This is a genomic window from Tabrizicola sp. T74 (assembly GCF_057219935.1).
This window is the reverse complement of the sequence record NZ_JBXVVT010000002.1, coordinates 461,704-488,516: the sequence shown is the minus strand read 5'-3', so window position 1 is coordinate 488,516 and position 26,813 is coordinate 461,704. Positions and strand designations below refer to the sequence as shown.

Genomic DNA, 26,813 nt, shown 5'->3' with positions numbered 1-26,813 from the left:
CCCATGCTCACCGTTGAAACCCGCCCCGCCATTTCCCCGTCCGAGGCCAAGGGTATGGACACCACCGCCCTCCGCGCGGCCTTTCTGGGGCAGGGCCTCTTTGCCAACGGCGAGGTCCGCCTGATCTACTCGCACTACGACCGGATGATCACCGGCGGCGCGGTCCCGGCGGGCGGCAGCCTTATGCTGGACCACGTCAAGGAATGCGGCACTGCCAGCATCCTTGACCGTCGCGAGATGGGGATCGTCAACGTCGGCGGGTCCGGCGCCGTTTCGGCCGGAGGCCAGACCCATACAATGGGAAAGGGTGACGTTCTCTACCTTGGCCGTGGCCTCGGCCCCGTAACCTTCACGGGGCAGGGCAGGTTCTACCTCACCTCCGCCCCTGCGCATGCCAGCCTTCCCGCCCGCCTGATCCGCCTGGCCGAGGCGAAGAACTTCACGACCGGCTCGCCCGAGACGGCAAACCACCGCACGATCTACCAGTTCATCCACCCCGAAGTGATGGAAAGCTGCCAGCTGGTTCTCGGCTATACCAAATTCCACGGGGGTTCCGTCTGGAACACCATGCCTGCCCACCTGCATGACCGCCGGATGGAGGCCTATTTCTACTTCGATCTCGCCCCCGAGGCCCGCGTCTTCCACATGATGGGCCGCCCGGAAGAGACCCGCCACCTCGTCGTCGCCAACGAAGAGGCCGTCCTGTCGCCGCCCTGGTCGATCCACTGCGGCGCAGGCACTGGCAGCTACACCTTCATCTGGGCGATGGCGGGCGACAATGTCGACTACAAGGACGTCGAGATGGTGGGCATGGGGGACCTTCGGTGAGCGCCTTTTCGCTGGACGGCCGCCATGCGCTGGTGACCGGCGCGAATACCGGGATCGGTCAGGCCATCGCTATTGCTCTCGCGCAAGCGGGCGCAAGGGTGACGCTCGCCGCTCGCCGCGATTGCGTCGAGACATTGGCGAGGATTCCCGGGGCCAGTGCGATACGCCTGGACTTCGCCGACCCCCTGGCGGCCCGTGACGCCTTTGCCGGTCAGGACTATGACGTGCTGATCAACAACGCCGGCACGATCCGCCGGGCGGACAGCCTCGACTTCACCGAGGCCGACTGGGACGAGGTGATGGATGTGAACCTGAAGGCCGTGTTCTTCACCGCCCAGGCTTTCGCCAGGGCCTTGCTGCAGCGGACGGCGCGCGGCGCGATCGTCAACATCGCGTCGCTCCTGTCGTTCCAGGGCGGCATCCGCGTGCCGTCCTACACGGCGGCCAAGCACGGCGTGGCCGGACTGACCAAGCTTCTGGCCAACGAATGGGCGGCCAGGGGCATCAATGTCAATGCGATTGCTCCGGGCTATATCGAGACCAACAACACCGACGATCTCCGCGCCGACCCAGAGCGCAGCAAGTCCATCCTTGACCGTATCCCGGCCGGACGGTGGGGCAGGCCCGAGGATATCGCGCAGACGGCGGTCTTTCTGGCCTCGCCCGCGGCGGCCTACATTCACGGCGCGATCGTTCCCGTGGACGGAGGCTGGCTTGCCCGCTGACGCGGTCCGCCTGATCCGTCCGCCCGGCCCGCGCCCGGGCATCGGCATCGTGCACCTTGGGCTCGGCGCCTTCTTCCGGGCGCATGGTGCGGTCTACATCGAAGAGGCGATGGCCGTGTCGGGCGGCGACTGGGGGATCCTTGGCGTAAGCCTGCGCAGCCCCGACATCCGTGACGGATTGAACCCGCAGGGCGGCTGCTACACGGCGCTGGAACTGGCTCCCGAAGGACCGAAGGCACGGGTCATCGGCTCGGTCCAGGCGGTGCTCTACGCGCCGGAGAACCCGCAGTCTGTGCTGGATGCCATGGCCGATCCAGCCGTGCGGATCGTGACGTTGACGGTGACCGAAAAGGGCTATTGCCACGCGCCCGCCACGGGACGGCTGAACCTTGACCATCCCGAGATCCGGCATGATCTGGCCCATCCGCTGCCCGCATCTGCACCGGGCTACCTGGTCCGCGCGCTGCAGATGCGCCGGGCGGCGGGGCATGCGCCCTTTACCGTGCTGACCTGCGACAATCTGCCAAGCAATGGACCTCTGGTCCGGGGTCTGGTCCTTGAGCTTGCCGAAAGGATCGACCCCGGCCTGTCCGCCTGGATCGCTGAACATGCCCGCTTCCCCGCGACCATGGTCGACCGGATCGTCCCGGCCACCACCCCCGATGACATCGCCCGCGTCCGCGCTCTGACTGGCCATGACGACGCCGCCCCCGTGGTGCACGAGCCCTTCCGCCAATGGGTTGTCGAGGATGACTTCGTTGGCGGCCTGCGTCCCGACCTCGGCGCGGTCGGCGTTCAGATGGTCCGGGATGTGGCCCCGTTCGAGCTGATGAAGCTGCGCATGCTGAACGGCGCCCATTCCGCCCTGGCCTACCTTGGTTATCTTGGCGGACACCGGACCATTGCCGAGTGCATGGCCGATCCGCCCTACCAGGATTTCGTGCGGCGGCTCTGGGCCAACGAGATCATTCCAGCTCTGACACCGCCTGCGGGGGTAGACCTTCCAGCCTATGCAGCGGCACTGGAGACCCGCTTTTCGAATCCAGCCGTCCATCACCGCACCTGGCAGATCGCCATGGATGGCAGTCAGAAACTGCCGCAGCGGATCCTTGGCACGCTGGAGACGAACATGGCGGCGGGGCGTGACAGTCCGGGCCTGATGCTGGCTGTCGCGGCCTGGATGACCTATGTCGGGGGCATTGACGAAGGGGGTCAGAAGATCGACGTTCGCGATCCGCTGGCAGACCGTCTCCGCGCGCTATCGGTCGGCCTGCCCGAGGCTCGGGTGGCGGCACTTCTGTCGGTCCGCGAAATCTTCCCGCCTACGATTGTCTCCGTCATCGCGCCCGGCGTGACAGATGCTTTTCTCAGGCTGCAGAACCATGGCGCACGCCACGCTTTGATGACCTGGACACAAGGAGGGTCAGTCTGAGGCGTTCTTTCAGATGAACCTTGCTTCAGACAGGGCAAGGCAGTCCACTAGCCTACAGGCATGACCAAAAGCTCCCCTTTCCGCATTTGCGGCTCCGGCATGTGCAAGCGTTGCAGAAGTTCGCTACGGTCCAAGCCTCGGCCGACAACCGTTCTCCAACGCAGCGCCATCTTCAGAACCGCAACACCTGCAAGCTGATCCAAGCCGCCGCATTCTCCGCGTGGCGCGGCCTTCTCGCGGCCTGACTCCTGGATCGGCTAGAGGCAACAGAGGACGGCACCCATACAGTCGCTTGGCTCGGGGCTTACGCCTCGAGCCAAGCCGTTGGTTGGGCGGTATGCGCCTTCACTGCTCGAATGCGCCCATCTGAAAGAGGCCACCGAGCCAGTCTTCCAGGTGCCAGGTGGTCTGGACCATGCCGTCTTCGTTGAACTCGTGGATGTCGATGGTCATGATGGTGAACTCGCGGCCCTTGGCGGGGAAGCCTGCAAAAGGGCCGATCTGCTTGGCGGTATAGGTCGAGCGCACGGCCACCTTGTTGCCCTCCTGGACGATGTCCTCGATCGTCAGCTTGCCGTCGGCGAAGGTGGCGGCAAAGCCCGGGATCTGCTTCTTGAAGCCCTCGCGGCCCGGTTCCTCGCCCGGGGCGGCGGGAATGTGGACCCAATCCTCGGCGATGATCTGGTCCAGAAGGTTGGCGTCGTTCGTGTTGAAGGTTTCGTAGAAGATGCGGATGCGTTCCTTGTAGTCGTCCTGCGCCATGGCGGTCCCGGCGAACAGTGACAAGGTGGCGGCGGTGGCAACGGCCAGCGCGGCGCGGCGGGTGATGGACATGTTGGTCTCCTTCCTTTGGGTTAAGGTCGCCGGATCGGTGCCGCGCGTCCTGCGCGGCCCGGCGGGCCGTTCGAGTTTCGGTTCTTCCTCGGGAGCCGCTGGCGCCCTCAGGCGGATTGCGGTCCGATAGGGGAAGGCTAGACCTTCACCTGCAGGAGATCATCGGCCCGATCGTTGATCCTGTCTTTCAAGGCGTGAGATGATCCTAGGGGTCCCGCCGTCTTGCAGGCCGCCCGTCGGAACCCGGTGCAGGCCATGATCCCTCGGCCCGAAAGTGGCCCGGCGCGCCCTTCCAGTCCCGGGTTTCACGACAGGGATCAGCTGACACGGTCAAGATGGCGGGCCACCGGATCGGCGGTGCTGTGCGCCGTGGGGTCAGGTCCCAGCGCAGCGGCCAGCTAAGCCTTGGCAGGCGTCAACTGAAGCAGTCGGCACATAGCCCAAAATTCCGCTTCAGAAGACCTTCTCCGGGTCGCGCAAGAAGATCTTCCACGATTGACTTGGCGCCACTTGCAGTCCCGGACCTTCCGTCCAATTCGTCCCGCTCCGGTCGGAAGACCGCCGGTGCTCAACCCTCAGCAAGCTCTTCGATGTGCAAGTCGGGTCTCTGTGTTGCGGCCCGAAGCGCATCCTCGTCGAAAACGACCCGCACCGTGATCGGCGACAAAAACGCAAGCACCTGTTCCAACATCCTGGCGTAACCCAACTGTGTGCTGTCGCTGACGAGGATCGCGCTGATCGACCCGCGCTCAAACTTGGCCAGCAGATCGCGCAGTCCCTCAACTCCAAACAGAACATCCTGGAAGCTCGCGTGGATCTTGGTCACGTCGCGGGCGTCAGTGACCATCAGATAGGTGGGATCGAAGTTCTCATCCTTGGTGTACCGGACGAAGGCTTCCTTGGCCGACACCGTCGCGACATCGTCCCAGAACTTGAAGAACGCGACGCGCTTTTCGGGGAAGACCTTGATCCTGTAGGCCAATCTTGATCCTCGCTGCCCAGGTATAATCAGATTAGAATATCGGCATTCGAGGGAAGATATGTCGCACCTTCAGGAGATCAATCACGAAGTCTGACTTTCTGAAAAGGGTAGCTGACGCGAAGACATGCGTTGGCTCACCAACAGCGGATGGTGAAGTTCAGATTCGGGAACGTTCGGAAGCGTTCGCGCCGTTCGAAACCGCGTCCCGCACTACGGCGGCAAGCTTGGCCATGTCGATGGGCTTGCTCAGGTACCCTGCAAACCCGCGGGCGATATAATGGTCGCCTTGTTCACGCACCACGTCTGCAGTGACGGCGATGACCGGAATGCCGGAGGGTCTTCCGCCAAGCTCCCTGATCTTCTGCAAGACCTCGAAGCCATTGGACTCAGGCATCCAGATGTCCATCAGGATGACATCAATCTGTTCAGTCTGCACCAGATGGAGGGCCGAAACCCCGTCCCCTGCCTCCAGACAGTCTGCACCCAGGGCGCACAACATCGACCGCACAACGATGCGGTTGGTCTGGGTGTCGTCGACAACCAACGCTTTGACATTGCTCAGAACCGCGACCCGGTCTGGTGGGGTCACGACGGGCCGGGCGGGCGCCAGCGCCCCGGAAGCCTCTGCGCGGAATGAAAGACGGAACTCCGATCCCTTCCCCAGTGCCGACGTGACCGTCAACTGTCCACCCATAAGCTTGGCAAGCCGACGGGATATCGCCAAACCAAGACCGGTGCCTCCGGGCACGTATGACTTCGCCGTTCCCAATTGCTGAAAAGGCTGGAAAAGACGGGGTATATCCTCCTCGGCTATGCCGATTCCGGAATCCCTCACTCTGACTTCGATGGTCCAACCTTCCGACTCGGGTCTCGCAGACAGGGTGATGATGATGTCGCCGTTCCTCGTGAACTTCACGGCATTCGAGATGAGGTTGGCCACGCATTGGCGCGCGCGCACCGAGTCGTAGCTCGCAATTTCCGGAATCCCTGGATCGACGATGACAGCCAGCTTGTTGCCGCGTTCGACCGCCCTGGCCCGAAAGAGTTCGGCACAGGAGGTTAGGACTGGCACGATCGGTTGCGGAACAGGCTCCAAAGTGACCTGCCCGACATCGATCTTCGACAGGTCCAGCACCTCGGAAATGACCGCCATCAGGACGTCGCCGGATTCCTGGATGACGCGCAATGCTTCCTTCTGGCTTTCGTCCAGCGAACTCGCCTCAAGCATCTTCGCCATCCCCAGGACGCCATTCAGCGGCGTACGCACCTCATGGCTCATGTTCGCGAGGAACTCGGTCTTGGAGCGGTTGGCCAGGTCGGCCGCGGCTAGCGCTTCCCGAAGTTCGGCGCTGATCATGTTGATGCGCGCAAAGAGCGCATAACCAAGAAAGACCGATGGGGCACCTACGGCGAACGAGACTGCGGCCGCGATCATCAAGACAAGAAGGGCAGATCGCTCTGGGACTGTCCAGCCGAACCAGCTTATGGCCGCAGACCAGAGGACCAGCGAGATGAGCGCACTTGTCACGACGATGCCAAACAGCAGCCAGAGGTTGAAGCGCAGAACGTCGATCCGTGCGGCGCGTTCCAGCATGCCGTCGAACCAGGTCGTTCTAAGTGTTTTCACGTCTGAAGGCCCGGGCATCTCACGTTTCCAGCGGTAAACCGGCCTGAAAGTCCTCTGGCTACAGAAGGTAGTATTTGCGTACGGAACGACCACTTGTAACGGACTAGCCAGAAGGGCGTACTGCCACGGCGGCGACTACGACACGACTGTAGAAGCGCCGCATCAATTCACAAAAAGGATTCTGTCTGACAGGGCGTAAAGCAACTTGCAGTCTTTCGCAGTTTGGCCGGACGAGACCCTGATGGCGACTTGAACCTGCAAGGCACCCTATGCAAACTCGGTTGCAGACCGTATGCAATCAAAGGTTGACCTGTGCCCCATTCCCGCAAGCCAAAGCCGCCTGGCACTCGGACCGAAAGGCTGCACGTCATGCTGAGGCAGGCAATCATCGAACAGCGCCTCGCCCCTGGCATGCGCCTGCCCGAAGATGCGATCGGCGAAAGCTTCGGCACCTCGCGCACCATCGCGCGTGAGGCTTTGGGGCGGCTTGCCGTTGAAGGCCTGGTTGAGCTGATCCCGAACCGTGGGGCGTTCGTGGCCAACCCCACCCTGGACGATGGGCGCGACATCTTCGCCGTGCGCAAGTCGCTGGAGCGACTGGTTGTTCAAGAAGTGGCCGCCCGCATGACACCACAAATCGCCAAGGATCTGCGGGCTCTCGGCCAAAAAGAAGCCGATGCCGGGCCGATTTCCGAGGCCGAGGCCATTCGTCTGGCAGGAGAGTTCCACCTCCGCCTCGCCGAGCTTAGCGGCAATGCACTTCTGTCGCGCTATGTGACCGAGCTTGTGTCGCGCTGTTCCCTTGTGCTGGCCATGTATGGCCGCCCCCATTCCGCCGACTGTGCCGTCAACGAACATATGGCCTTGGTCGAGGCTCTGGCCGCTGGTGACGGGGCTCGGGCCGGTGACCTGATGGACCAGCATCTGGATGCCGTCGCGGGGCGCGCGCTTTTGCCGAAGCCGGTCCCCACTGACATCCGCAGCATCCTGGCAAACGTCTCGCGAGACCTTGGATCCACCTAGCGCCACGCGATTCGGGCCAGAAATCGCATGCAATCCGTGTAGTGATTATTGTGCGATCGTATCGCATCAGAGCAGACAGCCTCTGATTCCGCCCAAGATCCGTGCAAGCTTTGAATAGCGGCCTTTTCGCGCCGCTCAACCGCACGAAGACCTGAGTGGGTGCCCGCATCTGGCGCAGACTTCCTTGCACCATGAAAAGATGCAGGAGAGGTCCATGAAACGTCCGATTGATCTAAGCCGCCGTGGCTTCCTTGGGGCCGGTGCGGCACTTGCGGCCACAAGCACCCTGCGCTGGTCGCCCGCCTATGCCCAGGAGCCGCAGGTCCTGAACTACCTGTCATGGCCGGGCAACGCCGACCCCTATCTGGTCGCTGCGTTCGAGCAGGAGAACAACTGCAAGGTCGCGATCAAGGAATACGTCGGCGGCGACCAGATGCTTGCCGTCATCAACCAGTCGCCCCCCGGGTCCTTCGACGTGGTGCTGGCCGATGCGGAGTATCTGCACCTCTTGAAAGAGGCCGATTTCATCGAAGAACTTAACCCGGCCGACTACCCGCTGCAGGATTTCTGGCCCGAGTTCCAGAAGTTCCCGTTGCACTGGTTCGACGACAAGCTTTACGCGGTCATGACCGACTTCGGCTATCTGGGCCTGTCGTACAACACCGAGGTCTACAAGCCCGAGGAGGTCTCCTCCTACGCAGCGATGTGGGAGCCGAAGGCCACCGGCAAGGTCGGCTTCTTCGACTGGTATCTGCCCTCGATGGGCTGCATCAGCCTGTCGAACGGCAACAAGCCGCCCTTCGACATCGACGAAGCCGCCTTCGAGGCGCTGAAGGAAAAGCTCTTTTCGCTGAAGCCGCAGACGGCGGGGTTCTATACCATCGCCGACATCTTCTCGTCCCTTCGCAACGGCCAGGCGCATCTGATCCCCGGCATTGGCGAATGGGTGACACTGGGCCTGCGGCTCGACGGCGCGCCGGTCGACACGATCCTGCCCGCCGAGGGTGGCATCCAGTGGACCGAAAGCATGTCGATCGTGAAGGGCACGCCGAAGGCTGACCTTGCACGGAAGTTCATCCAGTACACGACCTCGCCGGCCGGACAGGTGGCAATGGCGACCAAGGCCGACAACAAGAAATCGATCCCGTCGATCCCTGGCTGGAAGCTTCTGAACGAGACGATGCCGGACCAGGCCGAGTTCCTGCGCCTGCAGCTGGATAAGCCCAACGTCATGGACGACTGGAAAGCCGGTCGCGTGGCCCTGCGCCAACTGCCGCAACAGCAGTCCATCGAAGACTGGAACGACGTCTGGAGCGAGATGAAGAGCCTGTGACCGACGCAGTTGTCATAAGCGAAAGCGCGCCCCCCCAAGCGGGGGGCCGCAAGTCGGCGCGGCGGGCGATGCCCCTGCTTCTGGGCGTGCCGGTGGCCCTGTGGCAACTGGCCTTCTTTGTGCTGCCGCTGGTCTTTCTGGTCGTGATAACCTTCTGGAAAGTACAGAATTTCAAGCTGGCGCCCGCCTTCGACTTCGGCAACTGGGAGAAGGTGCTGACCTCCACTCCGTTCCAGCGGGCACTGGTCTACACCTTTGAGGTGGCCGCTATCACCACGGTTCTGGCGATGCTGCTGGCCTTTCCGGCCGCTCACGCCATTGCTCTGCGTCTGTCGGAAAAGGCGCGGGCGCGATGGATCGCCTTCCTGATCATCCCGATTTTCTCCAGCTACATCCTGAAGGTCTACGCCTGGCAGGTCGTGCTGTCGCCCGGCGGGATCGTGAATGTGGTGCTGGAGTGGCTGGGCCTTCCCGCCGTTGACCTCCTGGGCGGCGCGTTTTCGCTGTACGTGGGCCTGCTGACGCTGACCCTGCCCGTTGTCACGCTGATCCTTGTTTTCTCGATGATGGGCCTCGACCGCACCCAGTTGGAGGCCGCGCGCAACCTTGGTGCCTCGGGCTGGCAGGTGCTGACCCAGGTCACCTTGCCCGCGATCAAGTCGGGCCTTGGGCTTGCCGGGGTGACGGCGTTCCTGATGTCCTTTGGCGACTATGCGAGCCCAGTGTTCCTGACCGGATCGAACCCGCCGACCCTGTCGATCCTGATCGTGGACACGGTCAAATCCGGCTCGCAATGGCCGCGCGCGTCTGTCGTGGGGGTGTCGATGCTGGCCATTCTTGTGGTGGCCTTCGTGCTTGTCCAGTTCGCCACGCAGAGACGCAAGGTAGGGGGGGTGTGATGGCGACGCTGGTCCGTACGCTCTACCTTGCCGCGCTGGCGCTGTTCATCCTGACGCCGATGCTCGTGATCGTCGTCTTCTCCTTCGATGCCAACCGGTTTCCGACCCTGCCCTGGGGCGGGTTCACGCTGGCCTGGCACCGCGAGGCTTTGGGCGACGCGATGATCGTCAGCGCGATCTGGAATTCGATCATCGTCAGCCTTGGCACTGCCGTCATCGCCACCGTGCTTGGCTTCTGCGCGGCTTATCTGGACTACCGCTACAATTTCTTCGGCAAGCGGACCCTGATGCTGGCCATCGCCGTGCCCCCTGCCGTGCCGGTGACGATCCTGGGCATGGCGATGCTTGCCGCCTTGTCGCGCACGCCGATCTTCGGCACGCCGATGGGCATCATCGTCTGCCACGTGGCGATTGCCGTGTCCTTCGCCATGGCGCTGATCCGCCTGCGGCTGAACGAGCTTGGCCCGGACATGGAACAGGCCGCCTGGAACCTGGGTGCCTCGACCGGTGGCGCCTTGCGGCACGTGGTGATCCCGTTCTGCAAGCCCAGTCTTATCGCCGCCTTCTGCCTGTCGGCGGCGGTGTCCTTCGACGAGTTCATGGTGGCCTGGTTCGTCGGTGGGGTGAACGAGACGCTGTCGGTGCGGGTCTTCAACATGCTGCTTGGTCAGGTGAACCCCAAGATCAACGCCATCGGCACGCTGGTGCTGGCGACCTCGCTAGTGCTGGTGACCATCGCGCAAGTCTCGGCCCGGTTGGGCAAACCCGGAAAGGAGGCCGCATGAGCAGCCCTTATGTGCGGCTTGAAGGCCTGGACATGCGCTATCCCGGCCACCACGCGGTCAAGAACCTGAACCTGGACATCGCGGCAGGCGAGTTCATCGCGCTGATGGGACCGTCGGGCTGCGGCAAGTCCACAACCCTGCGGATGATCGCAGGGCTGGAGCAACCCACATCCGGCCGCATCCTCATTGGCGGTGAGGACATGACCCATGTCCCCCCCGACCGGCGCGGCACGCCGATGGTCTGGCAGAGCCTGGCGCTGTTTCCGTTCCTGTCGGTCGAGGACAATGTGGCCTTCTCGCTGAAAATGCGGGGCGAGACACCAAGCGCGCGGCGCAGGCTTGCCAATGAGTGGCTGGAAAAGGTCGGCCTCGGCGGCATGGGCAAGCGCGACATCGCCCAACTGTCGGGCGGCCAGCGCCAGCGCGTGGCGATTGCCCGGGCGCTGGTCACGCAGCCCTCGATCCTGCTGCTGGACGAACCCTTGTCGGCGCTGGACGCGCACTTGCGGGTGCATCTGCAGACCGAACTGGCCCGCCTGCATCGTGAGCTGAAGATCACCTTCATCTACGTCACCCACAGCCAGTCCGAGGCCTTTGCCCTCGCCGACCGGGTGGTGGTGATGGCGGACGGCATCGTGCAGCAGGCGGGAGCACCTCGTGACGTCTACCGCGCGCCGGTCAACGGGTTCGTGGCCTCGTTCATGGGGATGAATACGCGGCTGGATGGCAAGGTCACGGCCCGTGACAACGGGCTGATCTGGGTCGACTGCCCCGAGGGGCGCATTGCCGTGCCGGATACGGTTCCCACCCCTGCCGGGGGCGAACTGTCTTTCGTCATCGGCGCCGACCGTATCCGCATGGTGGCCGAAGGCACGGCCCTCGATGGCCAGCCGCAAGTGCCCGGCCATGTCGTCGGGATGGAGTTTGTCGGCTCGACCCAGACGATCTTCGTCACCTCTGCCACCGGGCGCGACTTCCGCCTGCAACGGCTCGACCTGGGGGATGAGGCTGTTCTGACCCCTGGCACCCCGGTGACCCTGACCTGGGACCCGCGCCATGCCTGGGCCCTGCCGAACCCATAGGAGGACAAGATGTACGAAGAGAAATTTATGCGCCGGGCGCTGGAATTGTCGGCGCTTGCCCTGACCCAGCCGGGAACCGAGCCTTTCGGGTCGGTCGTGGTCAAGGATGGCAAGATTGTCGGCGAAGGGCTGAACCATTCGCTGGCGCATTTCGACCCCACCTCGCATGGCGAGACCGAAGCGATCCGCGATGCCTGTCGCAACCTCAAGACCGTCGATCTGCGCGGGTGCGAGCTTTACACCTCGGCCGAGCCCTGCGCGCTGTGCGTGGCGGCAATGGTCATCGCCGGCATCGGGCAGATGTACTACGCGGCCTCGATGGCCCAGTGCGACCCGATCTTCGGGCCGTTGCCGATGGCGGAACGTTTTCCCATCGACTGCGACCACCTTCGCGCCGAATGCGGGGCGACCGTCACGGGCCGCAGCCTGAAAGCGGAACAGCGCATGGACGCAGAAGCGATCGAGGTTCTAAAGGCCTGGGCAAGCCCGCGGCTGGGCTGATGGAGGCCGACTTCACCACGCTGCCCGAGGCAGACCGTTACCGGTTGCTGACGAACTTCGTCGGACCAAGGCCGATCGCGCTGGTGACCACGCGGAACGAAGACGGCACCAACAATGCCGCCCCGATGAGCTTTTTCAACGTTTTCTCGCATGAACCGCCGCTGCTGGTCCTGGGCATCCAGCCGCGCAAGGACGGGCGGGCCAAGGACACTCTGGCGAACCTGCGCCGGACGGGCAGCTTTACGGTGAACATGGTGGACATTGCGCTTGGCCCCGCGATGGCCACTACTGCGATGACGGTCGAGCCGGGAGTGGATGAACTGGCGCTGGCCGGGCTGACCCCCGTTGCGGGCCACAGCATCCCGGTCCGTAGCATCGCCGAAAGCCCTTGCATCATGGAATGCCGGGTGGAGCGGTGTCTGGACTGGCCGAAACGCACTCTGGTCATTGGCGAGGTCCTGTTCATGCGGGTCCGCCCCGACTGCCTGGACGCGACGGGCCGCTATGTGGACCCCGCCCGCTACCACCCCATCGCCCGGCTGCACGCCGACAACTACATCGTCGCGGATCGTCAGTTCGAGCTGAAGGTCCCGCCCCTGCCCGAAAAGGTGGCCGGATGAGCTATGATCTTCTGATCAAGGGCGGGGTCCTGCCCGATGGCTCTCAGGCCGACATCGCCATTTCCGGCGACCGGATCGCTGCCGTGGCCCCCGGTATCACAGCCGCCGCCGGACAGGTGATTGATGCCATTGGCAAGCTGGTCAGCACGCCCTTCATCGACTGCCATTTCCACATGGATGCGACGCTGAGCTATGGCACGCCGCGGATCAATGCGACGGGGACGCTTCTGGAAGGCATCCGGCTGTGGGCCGAACTCAAGGTCCTGCAGACCAGGGAAGACATCATCGCGCGGGCCATGCGCTATTGTCACATGGCGGTGGGTCAGGGGATCCTTGCCATCCGCAGCCATGTCGACGTCACAGACCCAAATTTCTGCACCGTCGAAGCACTGCTGGAGGTGCGCGACCGCGTCCGCCATGTGATCGACCTGCAGCTTGTGGCCTTCCCGCAGGACGGCTGGTACCGATCCCCCGGGGCCGAGGCGGCGGTGATCCGGGCGCTGGACGCGGGCATCGATATCGTCGGCGGCATCCCGCATTTCGAACGCACGATGCAGGCCGGGCATGACTCGGTGACTGCCGCCTGCCGGTTGGCTGCCGAGCGGGGCCTCATGGTCGACCTCCACTGCGACGAGACCGACGACCCGATGTCGCGCCATGTCGAGGTGCTGGCGACAGAGACCCTTCGCTTTGGCCTGCAAGGCCGGGTCGCAGGGTCGCACCTGACCTCGATGCATTCGATGGACAACTACTATGTGTCCAAGCTTCTGCCGCTGATGGCCGAGGCGCAGGTGGCTGCCATCGCCAATCCGCTGGTCAACATCGTTCTGCAGGGCCGTCACGACACTTACCCCAAACGCCGCGGCCTGACGCGGGTGCCCGAGCTGATGGCTGCCGGCGTGACCGTTGCCTTGGCGCAGGACAGCACGCGCGACCCCTGGTACTCGATGGGCTCCGGCAACATGCTGGAGGTCGCGATGATGGGCTTGCACCTCGCGCACATGACCGCCCCCGCTGCGATGCGCGCCTGTTTCGAAATGGTCACCACCACCCCCGCACAGATCATGGGGCTGGACTACGGCCTCCGCCCCGGTGCCCGCGCCTGCCTGATGGTGCTGGACTGCGCCGATCCCGTCGACGCCATCCGCCTGAACCCCGCGCGCCTTGCGGTCATCGCCAACGGCAAGTTGGCGGCACGGACTGCACCCGCCGTCACTGAAACCTTCCTTTGACCCGCCAGAAAGGCCCCCCGATGGACAAGACCGACTTCATGGCCCACGCCATAGCCATCAGCCGCCGCGACATGCTGGAAAAAGGCTGCGCGCCCTTTGCCGCCGTGATCGTCAAGGACGGCAAGATCGTGGGCGAGGGATGCAATCACGTAGTCGCCAACCACGACCCCACCAGCCATGGCGAAGTCGAGGCGATCCGCGACGCGGGCCGCAACCTGGGCACCTGGGACCTCTCCGGCTGCGAGCTTTATACCACCTGTGAGCCCTGCGAGATGTGCGTCGCCGCGATGTACTGGGCGCGGATCGACAAGATGTACTACGCCAACACCCTGAAAGATTGCGAAGATATCGGCTTCGAACTCGCCCCCCTCCGCGCCCTTGTCCGCAGTGACCTGCACGACCGCGCGCTTCCTGCCGAACGCCTGCTGGGGGCAGAGGGGCGCGAGGTGCTGGACCTCTGGACCCGGCAACCCAGCTTCAACCGGTTCCAGGGGTAACCATGTCCATTCTCATCAAGGGCGCCGAGATCATCTCAATGGCCGAAGGCCAGGGCGCCACCCCCTTCACCGGCGATATCCTGCTCGAAGGCGACCGAATTGCCGCCATCGGCAAGCTGGACCAGGCACGCGCCGATACCGTCATCGACGGCAAGAACCGGCTGGTGATGCCCGGGCTGGTCAATAGCCACCTCCACACGCCCGAGGCTTTGTTCAAGGGCCGCTACGACAACATGCCCTTGGAAATCTGGATGCTCTACGCCTATCCGATCCTTGGTGCGCAAACCCTTTCGCCCCGCATGGTCTACCTCCGCACCGCCCTCTGCGCGATGGAGTCGCTGAAATCGGGCACCACCTGCGTCACCGATGACGTCTACGAAAGCCCGAACCAGACGCCCGAGCAGCTGGAAGCGGTGTTCCAGGCTTATGAGGATGTGGGCCTGCGCGCCACCATATCGGGACATATCGTCGACCGGCCGTTCCTGGACACCATCCCCTTCGCCCGCGAGCTGGTGCCCGCAGCCCTGCAGGCCGAGGCGGATGTGCTGGGCACGGCCGATGGCGCGCTGTGGCTGGATCGCTGCCGCCATGCGCTGACCCATCTGCATGGCCGGGCCGGGCGGCTGAACTTCATGGTCGCCCCCTCCGCCCCCCAACGCTGCACGCCCGCTTTGATGCAGGCCGCGATGGAACTGGCCGAGGCGCATGATGTGCCCTTCCACACCCATATCCTGGAAACCAAGGTCCAGGCGGTCACGGGGCCGGAATTCTACGGCGAGACCCTGATCGCCTACATGAAACGCATGGGGCTTCTGCGCCGCCGCACGACGATCGCCCATTCGATCTGGATCACCGACGCCGACATGGCACTGATGGGGGACGCAGGCGTCTCCATCGTCCACAACGTGATTTCCAACCAGAAGCTTGGCGCCGGGGTCGCCCCGGTCAAGCGCATGCTGCGCGCCGGGATCAACGTGGCGTTGGGGTCGGACGGGGTCTGCTCGTCGGACAGCACGCGGATGTTCGACGTGGTCAAGGCGGCGGGGCTGATCCACAAGGTCCAGACGCCCGATGATGACCTGTGGATGACCGCCGAAGAGGTGCTCCACTGCGCCACTGTGGCCGGGGCGCGCAGTGCCTGCCTTGATGGCAAGGTCGGATCGCTTGAGGTTGGGATGAAGGCCGACATGCTGGTCCTCGACCTCAACTCCATCGCCTTCACCCCGCGCAATGACCTGGCCAAGCACCTGGTCTACAGCGAGAACGGAAGCTCCCTGACCCATGTCATCGTCAACGGCGAAGTGATGGCCGAAGGCGGGCGCTGCCTGCGGGTGAATGAGGCCGAGCTTCTGGCCGAGCTTCGCGACGAGATGCCCAGGTTCCTTGAAGGCCACGCGAAGACCGAAGCACTGAACCGCCAGTTCGAGCCGTTTTTCCAGGAGATCCACAAGCGCGCCAACCGCCGGGATGTGGGCATTCATCGCCTCGGGCTGGAACCCGCCTGGGGAGGCAACAGCCATGCGGCTTGATGACCTGACCTGGCCGGAACTGGAGGCTTTGACGAAGGCCGGGCCGCCGATCCTCATCCTGCCGACCGGATCGCTGGAACAGCACGGGCCGCATCTGCCGCTGAACACCGATACGATCCTGCCCTTGGCGGTGGCCGACCGCGTGGCAGCCATGATCGGCGCGCTGGTCGCCCCGCCCATCCCCTACGGCTACAAATCGCAACCGAAATCCGGCGGCGGCAACCACTTTCCCGGCTGCGCCAGCCTGGATGGCGCGACCTACATCAACCTTGTCCGCGACCTGATCTGCGATTTCGCGCGCCATGGGCTGACACGGATCGTTCTCTTCGACGGCCACATGGAAAACCAGTGGTTCCTGACCGAAGCCGCCGACCTTGCCTTGCGCGCCCTGAAGGGCGAGGGGATCGCCGGGGTGAGGATCGTCAAGCTTGGCTACTGGACCTTCATCAACGCCGCGACCGAAGCGGTGCTGTTCCCCGAAGGCCTGCTCAGCTGGGAGCTGGAACATGCAGCTGTGATGGAGACATCGGTCATGCTGCATCTTGTGCCGCATCTGGTGCGCAAGGAGCTGATCCCGGACGGCCCACCTGCAGACTTCCCGGCCTACGACGTCTATCCCTTTGATACGAGACCCATTCCGCCAACCGGGGTGCTGTCTTCGGCGGCCTCGGCCACCGCCGCGAAGGGAGAGGCCGTTCTTGCGCAAGTCGTGCCGGACATCGCAGGCGCGCTTCAGGCAGCCTGGTCCTGACAGTGCGGGCGCTTTCTCGGGAGAGTTTGCAACAGGCCGCGCCGCGGTGATGGGCCACCCCTAGCCGAAGGTTGCGAGCGCGGCGGCTAAAGCCGGGCTTTCCTTCGCCGCAACGTCAAGCGGGATGCCCGCCATTGCAGCGTCCCATGCGTCACGCAAGGAGCGGACGCCAGCAGCCGGGCCGTTGCGGTGCGCCATGATCCCTCCGCCTGCCGCGTAGATGAGGTCGGGTGAACGAAGCGCGGCCCAGGTGTCGTGCACCTGAAGCGCCGACTGGCCCGAGGAAAACACCGGCATGATGATCGAGGGGTGCGCCGCCGACATCGGCGTCAGGAGAGCGCGCGCCGAGGCAATCACGCTGTCGTCCGCTTCGCAGAACTTGTTGCGGATGCCGTTCACATGCATGTGGTCGGCACCAGCCAGCCGCCACAGCGCGGACCAGGCCGGATAGTCGAAGCCGAGCGCGGGATGCCGCGACAGATAGCCCCAACCGTTGCGATGCAGGTGGATCGGCAGGCTGGCGTGCCGCCGCAGGGCGATCAGACCTGTCAGCCCGACAGAATTCGCGCTGGCCATCACGCAGGTCCCGCCTTCGGCAAGGACAAGGTCGTGGCGGCGGCGCATCTCGTCGACCTCGCCGGTCAGGTTGAAGGCGTACATCACTTTTCGCCCGGTCCGTTCGGCGTGGGCGTTGATGACGGGCATGACGGCCCGCACACGGTCCTCGAACGGACAGACAGCACCATCGGCCTGCAACTCGTCGTCCTTGATGAAGTCGATCCCGGCGGCGCAGAGCGTGTGGACCATCGCCGCGGTTTCCTCAGGGGAAAGCCCAATGGAGGGCTTGATGATCGTCCCGATCAGGGGCCGCCCCGTGACGCCCGACAGTCGGCGCGTGCCGTCGATGCCGAATGCGGGGCCCGGGCTTGCCGCAACCATCTCGGGCGGAAAGCGCAGGGCGGTCAGGCGCAGCCCGGCGACGCAGTTCAGTTCGAACAGGTTTCCCGCAACGGTCGCAAGGATGTTCGGCAGGCTGATGCCGGTGTTGGAAAGCGGCCAGGACAGCGTCATGGCTACGCGCCGATGCGGCGCATCGGGACGAACCGCGCCGGGCAGAGACGGGCCGGCGACGGGGCCGAGGTCCGTGATCCGCTCGATCCGGGCGGCAGAGCGCGCCTTGAGTTCCTCGGTCTCGCCGGGCACGGCCATGAAAGTCCCGGACGACTGTTCGCCCGCGATCGTGGCCGCTGCTTTCTCTGGGGCGATGGAGGTTTCGAGAAGGTAGTCGGCTTCGAACCGGGCGGTCATCTGCATCCCTTTTCAGGACAAGTGGATTGTGGCGCTTTCCGGAGGAAGCGCAGCGAGTCCCGGCACCGGCGAAGGCGCCAGCTCGGACGTGCAATTCGCGGCGAGCGTGGTGGTGCCCGATGACAGAACGAGCACGCCGCCCCTTTCCACGATCTCCAGGTCGCGTCCCGCGATCCCTGCCGCGACCCGGATAACATCGCCGAGGGGCCCTTCGGCACCAAGCGGACCGGAGGCCATGCCAAGGGCAAGGCTTTCCACCCCAGCCGCTGCTGCCCGGGCGAGGATTCCGATGGCATAGGCGGCGGCGAAACCCGTGGCCTGACGTGGGTCGTGCATGGCCATCGGCAGCCTCAGGCCCTTCGGGTTGGGTGCCACTGCCGCGCCATAGGGGTTCGACCGCATCCCGATCGACAGAAGCCCGAGGTGGAGCGGCTTCCCACCCGCGATCTGCCGCGCCGTGGCAAGGATGTCGGGCAGGGCTTCCAGGGTCTGCCAGACCGACAGGTCGTCGGCGGCGTGTACGACGGCGGTGTTGCCGAAGGTCACAAAGTCGACCGACCCCGGATCGGGCCGGCAGCGGTTAAGCTCGGTGAAGTTGGTCAGGCTTCCGCCCCCGACGGCTGCAGCGGGAAATCCCTCACGCAGCGGCGCAAGTGCCTCGCCCGGGTGCGTGCCTTCCGGCCATGGTCCCTCGGGCTGATGGCTTTTCAGATAGTCCGCCGGCAAGGCTGCAACACGCACCGGGTCGACCCCCGCCGCGCGCGCCCGCCCGATCAAGGCAATCAGGTCGGGCAGGTCTTCGAACACGATCTCAAGTGCTGTGCCCGCGCGGCCCGCCACTGCCCGCAGCTCGCTGTCGGGCGTCGCTGCGGTCAGGCGGAACAGGACGGGCAAATCGGGGAACCGGTCAAGCGCCGCAAGGTCGGACAGTCCGGCTTCATGCGCAAGCATCACCTGCGGCATGCGCGCGACGATGGGCCCCGCTAGAGTGTCCGGACTGCCGACAACTGCCTCCGCCTGCACAGTCAGGACAATCCGTTGGCGGATCGTCTCGCCTGCGGCGACGTCATAGGGGAAGGGCAGCGACAGCGGGCGGCAATAGGTCTTGAACGAGGCGTCCGACCAGTTGCGCTGGTCCTCCATCTCGAAGACGTCGCCCTCCATGGTGATGTCGACACGAACACCGCCCAGCGCGTGCCGCAGTCCGGCGATGTCGCGGGCGGGCTGGGCGGGGCTGACCAGCGCGGGAAAGACCGTATCGGTCCGTCGGCCGTCAGGATGCAGGATGGAAAGCGGGCTGCCGCCCAAGCCGCGGATCGGGTGCAGCAGCGTGAAACCGCAGCGGTTCACCCGCGCCGCACGTCCGAACGTGAAGCTCACTTCTGCCTCGATCCGGTCGGGGCCGAGCGTCACATGGAAGAGGCCCGTGAAACCTCCGCCGCTATCGGCAAAGCGCCGCAGATAGGTCGTGGCGCCGATCTCCTCGGCCTCGGTCACCGTCAGGTGGGTGCCCCAATCGGGGTTGCGCACCGGATAGGTCAGGCCGCGCAGGACCTCGACGCCGCCGCAGGTCACCGCGCCAAGCGCACCATCGCGGATCAGCACCGAAAGCCGGCCGTTCTGCAAATTCGGCACTGAGTCCTCCCGTCCTTACTGCCCGGGGCAATGTCAGGTGATGCGGCGGATCGAGGCGGTGATCTCGTCCCAGTCGAACACCCGTTTCCAGTCGTCCCGCATCAGCACGGGCTTCCCGAAGGCGATGGCCTTGTTGCACGCATCCGAAAAGACGCCCTGCCGCTCTTCGAAGATCACGGCGGCCAGGATGTTCATGTGGCCAAGCAGGAAGTCGCGGGCGCAGTCACGCTGGACGCCGCTTCGGGCAACGCATTCGTCCATCGCCTCGCGCATCACCGTCAGAAGCGAGGCGCAGACCGTCTCGGACAGGCCGGGTTCCAGCATGGCCATCTGTTCCACCGTCACTTCGTGGCTGCGCATGACGGGCGCGAACATCGCCCGCGCAATCCGTTCTCCCAGCGCATAGTGCGAGCGCGGGCCCTGCATCAGCGCGCAGACGATGGCCTGTTTTGCCGCCACGCCGCCGAAGTGATCGGCCTTGGCCTCTGGCGTCGTCTCGTCGTTGAAGATCGGCGGATGACAGGGATGGGTCACGAAATAGGTAATGTCGGTCCGATCCGGCAGGTGCCCTGCAAAGGGTGCCGCCGCATCAAGGATCACCACGATCGTGCCCGCAGCAAGCTGCGGCACGACCTCGGCAGCGACGCGCCCGATATGCGTATCGGGTACGGCAAGGATCACCGCCTCGGCCCCGCGCAGCGCCTCTGCCGCCGGGACGCAGGCAATGCCAAGGGCGTCCTTCAGGCGGGTTCGTCCGGCCTCGCTGACTTCCACATGGGCAACGTCGAAGTCTGTCCGGGCAAGGTTCGTCGCCGATCGCACCCCCATCTTTCCTCCCGCTCCGAAGAGGGCGATCTTCGTCATATTGCGGCTTCCTTCCGTCGCGGCACTGGTATTATCTGCTACTGGGTATACCAACAAAGTCAAGGCGACGCGGCACCCATGGCACATCGGACAGCGGGCCGACCCCGCATCGCCTGGCTGGGCGACGACTTCACCGGATCGGCCGCCGTCATGGAGGTTCTGACCTTCGCGGGCCTTCCTTCGGTCCTGTTCACCGAGGTCCCGGACGCGGCCTTCGCGGCGCGGTTCGACGGCATGGCCGGCATCGGTCTTGCAACAACCGCGCGAAGCCACGGTCCGGACTGGATGGAGCGGGAATTGCCGCCGCTCCTCCGCTGGCTTCACGACCGTGAACCCGATCTCCTGCACTACAAGATCTGCTCTACCTTCGATTCTGCACCCTCTGTGGGCAGCATCGGTCGGGCCATCGAGATTGCACTTACCGTGCGGACCGCCGCCATCGTGCCGCTGCTGACCGCAGCGCCTGCGATCCGGCGGTATCAGGTGTTCGGGCATCTCTTCGCGGCCGCACCTGGCGGGGTTTTCCGGCTGGACCGGCACCCGGTGATGGCGCACCACCCGGTCACGCCGATGACGGACTCGGACCTGCTTTGCCACCTTGCGGCGCAGACCGACCTGCCCACGGCTCTGCTGGACCTGGAGGGACTGGCAGACGATCCGCAGGCCTGCCTGGGGGTCGCGCTGGGGCAGGGGGCCCGCATCCTGTCGATCGACAGCGCAGATCCTTCGTCCGAGGCGGCGGCCGGGCGGCTGATCTGGGAAAACCGCGACAAGATGGGCCTGGTTGTCGGTAGCCAGGGGGTGGAATACGCGCTTGTCCGTCACTGGCAGGACACGGGATTGCTTGCGCCGCCACCCGCACCAAGGGGGACAGGTGCGGTGGACCGGATCGCCGCAGTATCGGGCTCGGTCTCGCCGGTAACGGCGCGGCAGCTGGAGTGGGCAGGGAAGCAGGGCTTTGCACTTCTGCCGTTCGATGCCGCCTCTGTGTGTCTTGCGCCGGCCGACCTTGCGTCCGAGGAAGCGCGGGTCATCCATGCCGCCACCGAAGCGGCAGCCCGCGGTCAAAGCCCGCTTGTCCATTCCGCCGCAGGCACCGACGATCCGGCGGTCGGGCGCTTCCGCGCCGCGTTGTCGGCCAGCCGATTGTCGTCCGAAGCGGCAAACCGCCGGATCGGCGAGGCACTCGGCCGCATTCTGGACGCGGTCCTCCGCCAGACCGGTTTGCGCCGTGCCGTCATCTCGGGGGGCGACACGTCCGGTCACGGCATGCGACAGCTTGGCCTCGGCGCTCTGGAGGCGCTGGCGCCCACGGTTCCGGGTGCCGCGCTGTGTCGCGCGCATGGGGCGGGACCGCATGACGGGCTGGAGATCGCGCTGAAGGGCGGGCAGATGGGATCGGATGACTATTTCGCATGGATCAGGTCGGGTGGCGGCCCGCGTTGATCAGGGGCGATCGCCGTCGGGCTTGCGATAAAGATCGTTCGCCCGCGTGAGGTGGTTGCGCATCGACGCTGCGGCCTTCGCGGGATCGCGCGTGGCGATGGCCTCGATGATTTCCCGGTGCTCGGCGACCGTCAGCCGCTCCTTGCCCGGAACCGACACCAGGTCCACGTGAAAATCGTTCAGCCAGCGAAACAGCGCGTCAGACAGTGCGGGCCAGATCGGGTTGCCGCTGAGGGCCGCGATTTCCCGGTGAAACTGGCCGTCGATCAGACGGAACGTCGGGCCGTTGCCAAAGTTTGCCGCCTGCTCGTCGACGATGCGCGACAGGCGTGCAAGATCGGCCGCCTGGTGCCGCTCGGCTGCAAGCCGGGCCATCTCAAGCTCGAAGGTCAGCCGGGCGTCCTTGAGATTCTCCAGGCTCGCAGCCGAATGGACAAGCAGATGCTTCATCGACTCGGACATCTGGTCGATCATCCGGTTCATCGAGGGTTCGGCTACCCGCGCCCTTTCCCCGTGCCGGATCTGGATAAGCCCCGCGCGTTCCAGCGATTGCATCGCCTCGCGGATGGCGGGCCTGCCAACGCCAAGGCCATCCATCATTTCGCGTTCCGAAGGCAGGACATCGCCGGGCCGCAGCTCTCCGCTCTCGATCATTGCAAGAAGCCTTTCCCGCACTTCATCGGCAAGCTTGCGCTTCTGGATCGGCATCCCCTTGAGCATCCGCTGCTCCCTTCTCGGTCCTGGCGCTCCCGGGCTCGGGCCCTGTGCTTTGTCTCTGGCAATTCTCTTGCGCAGTCAAACCCTTTGCGGGTCGCCGCAGCAGGCCTGGTCGATCGGCCGACTGGTTCAGTCCAGCCGGACGTGCTGCCGATGTCCGTGCAGCACTCGCATGCGGCCGGGCTTCTGCCCGTTGCCGCCGGCCCGTCACGTAAAGGTCTCCTCCTGGGTCACGGTGGTGCCGGTCCGCGCAGCCGTGATTGCAGCCGGCTTGACTGGAAGGGTTCCCAGGTTGTGCGCCCCCTGACGCGCGGGTTCAGCCGCTGCGTCTTGCAAGACACGCGCAGGACATCGCCCATCAGGTTTCGGGCCATGTCGAACAGATGCAGACCGATATCGGTCAGCGCCGGATCCGGTTCCTCAGCAAGATAGGGCTGGTAGGTGTAGATGTCGCAGGCATGTCGAAAGGACAGCTGCAGAAAGCGCGGCGTTCCGATCTCGCCCGCCGCAACCCGGGCTGTGATCTCGCGCCAGGGCCTCATCGGCAATGTCTGGCCGGATGTCTGTCAGCATTGCGGCGGCATCGGTGTAGGGCCGGGCGCCGAATTCGGCCGCGAAGGTCTTGGCCTTTGTCCGGTTCAGGTTACAGACCGCCTCGACCCTGGCCCCCGCAAGATCCCGCCACGCCGGAACGTGGTTGCGCGCGAAGAAGCGGCAGCCAACAAGCGCGACACGTGCCGTCAACGGGCATATCCTTGATGCAGCGTCCCTGACACTTCGCGCCCGCGCAGCGTTGTGGCTGTCACTTCTTGCCGTGAACGATCAGCTCAGCCGCTTCGCGCACCACCTTGGGTGACAGCGCCTCGCGCCAGTTTTCCTTCATGATCTTCGACTTGCCGAACTCCAGCAGACGAAGCGCGGCGTCCGAGGGGACTTTCGGCGAATAGCCGAACCACATCGCAATCTCGACGTTGAGGTGCCCGATCAGGAAATCATGTGCCGCTTCGCGCGGAATGCCGTAACGCGTCGCGCATTCGTCTACCGCCTCGGTCATGACGTCGACCATGCACATTGCAAGCATCTCGGACAGGCCGGGTTCCAGGATGGCAAGCTGCTCGGTCGTCACCCGATGCACTTTCGTCACCGGCGACCACATTGCCGTGCAGATCTCGGCCCCCAGCGCAAAGTGCTCTTCCGGCCCCTGCATCAGCGCGCAGACGATCGCCTGCCGGGCGACCCCGCCGTGATAGTCGCGCCGCGCCGCCATGTCGGTTTCGTCGTTGTAGAGCGGCGGATGGCAGGGATGACCGACGAAGTAGGTCAGGTCCGGCCGATCCTTCGGCAAGACATCCGCATAGGGCGCGGCGGCGTCGAGGATCAGGACCATCGTCCCGGGGGCAAGGCGCGGCGCGATCTCCGCCGTGACCTTGCCGATCAGGTTGTCAGGCAGCGCAAGCACCACAACCTGCGCGCCCGCCAGGCCGCTATCCACATCGACTGCCTTGATCCCGGCCTCGGCGAGCCGGATCTTTCCGGCCTCGCCAATTTCGACAGCGCGAAGGTCGAACCCGGCCTCCCTCAGCTTCCGCGTCACCCGGTAGCCCATCTTTCCGCCGGCGCCGAAAACGGCCACGCCGTATGTCATCGCATGCCTCTTGCAAGTTGGTTCGCGTCCGGCCGACAGGACCGAAGCGCAGCCTGCACGCTGGTATACTGAGTATGTTATTGTCAAGCGCGTTGCTGGCAGAAGTGGCAAGCGAGAAGGCCAGGACGTGGCCCGGCGCGCGCGGGACTGCAGCCTAGGCTGGCATCATTGGCCCGTGGACCAGATCCGTTGGGCGTTTCGGGCAAGGATGCTGTTGCGATCCTCTGCCGTCTGATCCTGCAGCAAGGCCTGCGTGGTCGCCACCCATTCGGCCAGCGTAGACTGCAGGGTGCACACCGGGCTGTCCGACCCCCAGACGATGCGACCTGGGCCGAAGGCATCGATCAGGTGGCTCACATAGGGCTTGAGCGTCTGCAGGGTCCAGTCCGCTGGTCCGTAGGCACTGATGCCGGAAAGCTTGGCAATCACGTTCGGCCGTTCGGCGATGCGGCTGATCGAGGCCGCCCAGTCTTCGAATGCCCCCGAGGCGATTGCGGGGACGCCGCAATGGTCAAGCACGAACACCGTGTCCGGGCAGGCGTCCACGAGGTCGATGGCCAGGGGCAGCTGACGCTGCAGCATGCAGACGTCGAAGGGCAGGCCGGCCCGCCCGAGCCGGCGCAGGTTGCGGCGGAAGAGGTCGCCTTGCGAGACATCGTCGGGGACGACATGCAGCACCCGTCGCACCCCGCGGACAACCCGGCGGTCGACCCGGTCGAGCCAGGCCTCGAAACCGGCGGACTCCGGGCGGGCGGCGCTGATCGCGCCCCGCAGCGGACTGCCGGGCCGGGCCATCATCTCGGCGACCCAGGCGGTTTCCCGGTCCATGTCAGCCTCGGCCACGTCCACTTCCATGTGCAGGACATCGGTGATGCCAACCCGGGCTGCCGTGGACAGGTAAGCGTCGAAATCCCAGTCCCGGTCCAGCGGCGGAAATCCGGCCAGCCAGGGGTAGTTCAGCCGCGACCGGTCGATCAGGTGCAAGTGGGTATCGAAGATCATCGGATGCTCCCCGCTTTTCGCAAGTGATGGCCGGTTTCATACTTAAACGCGGCTTGACGCAGTCTTGCAACTGCATTTATACATGAAACATCGTTCCGAATATGAAATAAAGCGCGGACGAGGTGCGGTCACGGACGGCACGGCAACAGCCAGGGAGGAAATGCCATGAAGACATTCGCGGCCAGCAGCGCGCTGGCACTCTTGGCGGGGCTTGGCCTTGCCACGGCCGCGCTCGCCGATGGCGAGTTCGCGGGCATCACCATCGATGCCAAGCTGATCGGCGGCCAGCAGTACGAGGCGCTTTACGCCCGCATCCCGGAATGGGAAGCGCAGACCGGCGCAAAGGTGAACATCGTCAGCCAGAAGAACCACTTCGAGCTGGACAAGGAATTCAAGGCCGACATCGCTGCGGGCTCGATCACCTGGTGCGTGGGGTCGAACCATTCGTCCTTTGCGTCGCAGTATCCACAGCTTTACACCGACCTGACGCCCCTCGTCCCGGCCGAGACGGTCGCGGGCTTTGTTGGCGCGAACATCGCGGCGGCCACACTCGACGGCAAGCTCGTGATGCTGCCGCGGGCGCAGTTCGACGTCTCGGCGCTGTACTATCAGAAGTCGCTGTACGCCGACCCGGCCAAGGCCGAGGCGTTCAAGGCGAAGTACGGCTATGACCTCGCCGTGCCGGAAACCTGGGACCAGGTCCGCGACCAGGCGATCTTCTTTGCCGACCCACCGAACTTCTACGGCACGCAGTACGCGGGCAAGGAAGAGGGGATCACCGGACGCTACTACGAGATGGTGATCGCCAATGGCGGCAAGCTGTTCAACGATGACTTCTCGCCGGCCTTCAACTCGCCCGAAGGCAAGATGGCGCTGCAATGGTTCGTCGACCTCTACAAGGCGGGCGCCGTGCCGCCGGGGACCACGAACTATCTGTGGGATGACCTGGGCAACGGCTTTGCCTCGGGCACCATCGCGCTGAACCTGGACTGGCCGGGCTGGTCGGGCTTCTTCAACGATCCGGCGGCCTCCAAGGCCTCGGGCAACGTCGGCGTGGCGCCGGCACCGAAAGGGGCTGCGGGCGTGCGGACCGGCTGGTCGGGCTTCCACGGCTTCTCGGTCACCGAAGCCTGCGCCAACAAGGAAGCCGCCGCCTCGCTGGTGGACTTCCTGACGAACGAGGACAGCCAGACGCTGGAATCCGCCGCCGGTCCCCTGCCAACCCGCACGGCGGTCTGGGACAAGGTGATCGCCGCCGCAGCCTCGGACCCCTACAAGTCCGAAGTGCTGGCCGCCTTCCAGGAAACCGCGAAGACCGCCTTCCCGGTGCCGAAGACCCCCTACTGGATCGAGGCCTCGAACCTGATCTACCCGGAACTTCAGGCGGCCATCCTGGGTGACAAGACGGTGGACGAGGCGTTGCAGGCGGCCTCGGATGCCGTGGACGGTCTTATGCGAGAGAACGGGGTCTACTGACCCACTGATCGCGCAACGAAGCGGCGCCTGTCTCCCCGGC

General features: G+C 64.8%; 26 protein-coding genes and 1 pseudogene. 16 read left to right on the top strand and 11 right to left on the bottom strand.

The features are described from left to right. Positions 1-3 precede the first annotated feature (3 nt). Genes kduI through AC2EAL_RS09090 form a run of 3 tightly spaced genes read left to right on the top strand, consistent with a single transcriptional unit; the run spans position 4 to position 2,985 of the window. A complete protein-coding gene (gene kduI, locus AC2EAL_RS09100; protein WP_484723878.1) occupies positions 4-828 on the top strand; it encodes a 5-dehydro-4-deoxy-D-glucuronate isomerase in 825 nt (274 codons plus the stop codon). After that, positions 825-1,553: a 2-dehydro-3-deoxy-D-gluconate 5-dehydrogenase KduD gene (gene kduD, locus AC2EAL_RS09095; RefSeq protein WP_484723877.1), complete on the top strand. Its 729-nt coding sequence runs from the start codon at positions 825-827 to the stop codon at positions 1,551-1,553. Before kduI ends, kduD begins: the two co-directional genes overlap by 4 nt. After that, on the top strand, positions 1,543-2,985 hold the full coding sequence (locus AC2EAL_RS09090) for a mannitol dehydrogenase family protein (protein ID WP_484723876.1): 1,443 nt from the start codon (positions 1,543-1,545) through the stop codon (positions 2,983-2,985). Before kduD ends, AC2EAL_RS09090 begins: the two co-directional genes overlap by 11 nt. Positions 2,986-3,330: 345 nt before the next feature. On the opposite strand, the gene AC2EAL_RS09085 is transcribed toward AC2EAL_RS09090, so the two are convergent. The 3 genes from AC2EAL_RS09085 to AC2EAL_RS09075 all read right to left on the bottom strand — a co-directional run bounded on the left by AC2EAL_RS09085 (position 3,331) and on the right by AC2EAL_RS09075 (position 6,395). Beyond that, positions 3,331-3,819: an ester cyclase gene (locus AC2EAL_RS09085; RefSeq protein WP_484723875.1), complete on the bottom strand. Its 489-nt coding sequence runs from the start codon at positions 3,817-3,819 to the stop codon at positions 3,331-3,333. A 568-nt stretch (positions 3,820-4,387) separates the two neighbouring features. Further along, positions 4,388-4,801 carry a hypothetical protein gene (locus AC2EAL_RS09080; RefSeq protein WP_484723874.1) on the bottom strand — a complete coding sequence of 138 codons (414 nt, stop codon included), beginning with the start codon at positions 4,799-4,801 and terminating at the stop codon, positions 4,388-4,390. A gap of 157 nt (positions 4,802-4,958) precedes the next feature. After that, positions 4,959-6,395 (bottom strand): ATP-binding protein, encoded by a 1,437-nt coding sequence (locus AC2EAL_RS09075; RefSeq protein WP_484723873.1) that lies wholly within the window; start codon positions 6,393-6,395, stop codon positions 4,959-4,961. Between the two features lie 345 nt (positions 6,396-6,740). Between AC2EAL_RS09075 and AC2EAL_RS09070 the strand changes: the two genes are divergently transcribed. From AC2EAL_RS09070 to AC2EAL_RS09020, 11 genes are all read left to right on the top strand, one after another. Further along, entirely contained in the window at positions 6,741-7,451 is a 711-nt protein-coding gene (locus AC2EAL_RS09070) for a GntR family transcriptional regulator (protein WP_484723872.1), read from the top strand. A gap of 214 nt (positions 7,452-7,665) precedes the next feature. Further along, positions 7,666-8,784, top strand: coding sequence for an ABC transporter substrate-binding protein (locus AC2EAL_RS09065; RefSeq protein WP_484723871.1), 1,119 nt, complete (start codon positions 7,666-7,668; stop codon positions 8,782-8,784). Next, complete coding sequence (locus AC2EAL_RS09060) at positions 8,781-9,683, top strand: ABC transporter permease (protein ID WP_484723870.1); 903 nt, start codon at positions 8,781-8,783, stop codon at positions 9,681-9,683. The genes AC2EAL_RS09065 and AC2EAL_RS09060 overlap by 4 nt, the downstream gene beginning before the upstream one ends. Then, positions 9,683-10,468: an ABC transporter permease gene (locus tag AC2EAL_RS09055; protein WP_484723869.1), complete on the top strand. Its 786-nt coding sequence runs from the start codon at positions 9,683-9,685 to the stop codon at positions 10,466-10,468. The genes AC2EAL_RS09060 and AC2EAL_RS09055 overlap by 1 nt, the downstream gene beginning before the upstream one ends. Further along, complete coding sequence (locus AC2EAL_RS09050) at positions 10,465-11,550, top strand: ABC transporter ATP-binding protein (protein WP_484723868.1); 1,086 nt, start codon at positions 10,465-10,467, stop codon at positions 11,548-11,550. Before AC2EAL_RS09055 ends, AC2EAL_RS09050 begins: the two co-directional genes overlap by 4 nt. Before the next feature lie 9 nt (positions 11,551-11,559). Then, positions 11,560-12,051: a nucleoside deaminase gene (locus tag AC2EAL_RS09045; protein ID WP_484723867.1), complete on the top strand. Its 492-nt coding sequence runs from the start codon at positions 11,560-11,562 to the stop codon at positions 12,049-12,051. Continuing rightward, positions 12,051-12,671, top strand: coding sequence for a flavin reductase family protein (locus AC2EAL_RS09040; RefSeq protein ID WP_484723866.1), 621 nt, complete (start codon positions 12,051-12,053; stop codon positions 12,669-12,671). The genes AC2EAL_RS09045 and AC2EAL_RS09040 overlap by 1 nt, the downstream gene beginning before the upstream one ends. Further along, the gene (locus tag AC2EAL_RS09035) at positions 12,668-13,903 is read left to right on the top strand and encodes a cytosine deaminase (protein WP_484723865.1); all 1,236 of its coding nucleotides are present in this window, start codon (positions 12,668-12,670) and stop codon (positions 13,901-13,903) included. Before AC2EAL_RS09040 ends, AC2EAL_RS09035 begins: the two co-directional genes overlap by 4 nt. A gap of 20 nt (positions 13,904-13,923) precedes the next feature. Further along, positions 13,924-14,400 (top strand): nucleoside deaminase, encoded by a 477-nt coding sequence (locus tag AC2EAL_RS09030; RefSeq protein WP_484723864.1) that lies wholly within the window; start codon positions 13,924-13,926, stop codon positions 14,398-14,400. Between the two features lie 2 nt (positions 14,401-14,402). Then, on the top strand, positions 14,403-15,929 hold the full coding sequence (locus tag AC2EAL_RS09025) for an amidohydrolase family protein (protein ID WP_484723863.1): 1,527 nt from the start codon (positions 14,403-14,405) through the stop codon (positions 15,927-15,929). Beyond that, entirely contained in the window at positions 15,919-16,680 is a 762-nt protein-coding gene (locus AC2EAL_RS09020; RefSeq protein ID WP_484723862.1) for a creatininase, read from the top strand. Before AC2EAL_RS09025 ends, AC2EAL_RS09020 begins: the two co-directional genes overlap by 11 nt. A 60-nt stretch (positions 16,681-16,740) precedes the next feature. On the opposite strand, the gene AC2EAL_RS09015 is transcribed toward AC2EAL_RS09020, so the two are convergent. From AC2EAL_RS09015 to AC2EAL_RS09005, 3 genes are read right to left on the bottom strand one after another with little or no spacing between them, the layout of a single operon-like run. Further along, positions 16,741-17,988 carry a ribulose-bisphosphate carboxylase large subunit family protein gene (locus AC2EAL_RS09015; RefSeq protein ID WP_484723861.1) on the bottom strand — a complete coding sequence of 416 codons (1,248 nt, stop codon included), beginning with the start codon at positions 17,986-17,988 and terminating at the stop codon, positions 16,741-16,743. 12 nt (positions 17,989-18,000) lie between these two features. Then, entirely contained in the window at positions 18,001-19,623 is a 1,623-nt protein-coding gene (locus AC2EAL_RS09010) for a D-apionate lactonase family protein (protein ID WP_484723860.1), read from the bottom strand. A gap of 33 nt (positions 19,624-19,656) precedes the next feature. After that, positions 19,657-20,487 carry a phosphogluconate dehydrogenase C-terminal domain-containing protein gene (locus AC2EAL_RS09005; protein ID WP_484723859.1) on the bottom strand — a complete coding sequence of 277 codons (831 nt, stop codon included), beginning with the start codon at positions 20,485-20,487 and terminating at the stop codon, positions 19,657-19,659. Between the two features lie 78 nt (positions 20,488-20,565). Between AC2EAL_RS09005 and AC2EAL_RS09000 the strand changes: the two genes are divergently transcribed. Beyond that, the gene (locus AC2EAL_RS09000; RefSeq protein ID WP_484723858.1) at positions 20,566-21,933 is read left to right on the top strand and encodes a four-carbon acid sugar kinase family protein; all 1,368 of its coding nucleotides are present in this window, start codon (positions 20,566-20,568) and stop codon (positions 21,931-21,933) included. Here AC2EAL_RS09000 and nanR read toward each other — a convergent pair whose 3' ends face one another. From nanR to AC2EAL_RS08975, 5 genes and pseudogenes are all read right to left on the bottom strand, one after another. Continuing rightward, positions 21,934-22,653, bottom strand: coding sequence for a transcriptional regulator NanR (gene nanR, locus AC2EAL_RS08995; protein ID WP_484723857.1), 720 nt, complete (start codon positions 22,651-22,653; stop codon positions 21,934-21,936). A gap of 227 nt (positions 22,654-22,880) precedes the next feature. Beyond that, complete coding sequence (locus tag AC2EAL_RS08990; RefSeq protein WP_484723856.1) at positions 22,881-23,192, bottom strand: Gfo/Idh/MocA family protein; 312 nt, start codon at positions 23,190-23,192, stop codon at positions 22,881-22,883. Between the two features lie 13 nt (positions 23,193-23,205). Beyond that, a pseudogene (locus AC2EAL_RS08985) lies at positions 23,206-23,394 on the bottom strand (Gfo/Idh/MocA family oxidoreductase); the annotation flags it as partial. Positions 23,395-23,452: 58 nt separating this feature from the next. Continuing rightward, complete coding sequence (locus AC2EAL_RS08980) at positions 23,453-24,295, bottom strand: phosphogluconate dehydrogenase C-terminal domain-containing protein (protein ID WP_484723855.1); 843 nt, start codon at positions 24,293-24,295, stop codon at positions 23,453-23,455. 165 nt (positions 24,296-24,460) lie between these two features. Next, complete coding sequence (locus tag AC2EAL_RS08975; protein WP_484723854.1) at positions 24,461-25,297, bottom strand: amidohydrolase family protein; 837 nt, start codon at positions 25,295-25,297, stop codon at positions 24,461-24,463. A gap of 165 nt (positions 25,298-25,462) precedes the next feature. On the opposite strand from AC2EAL_RS08975, the gene AC2EAL_RS08970 reads away from it, so the two are divergent. Then, the gene (locus tag AC2EAL_RS08970) at positions 25,463-26,773 is read left to right on the top strand and encodes an ABC transporter substrate-binding protein (protein WP_484723853.1); all 1,311 of its coding nucleotides are present in this window, start codon (positions 25,463-25,465) and stop codon (positions 26,771-26,773) included. Positions 26,774-26,813: the final 40 nt, after the last annotated feature.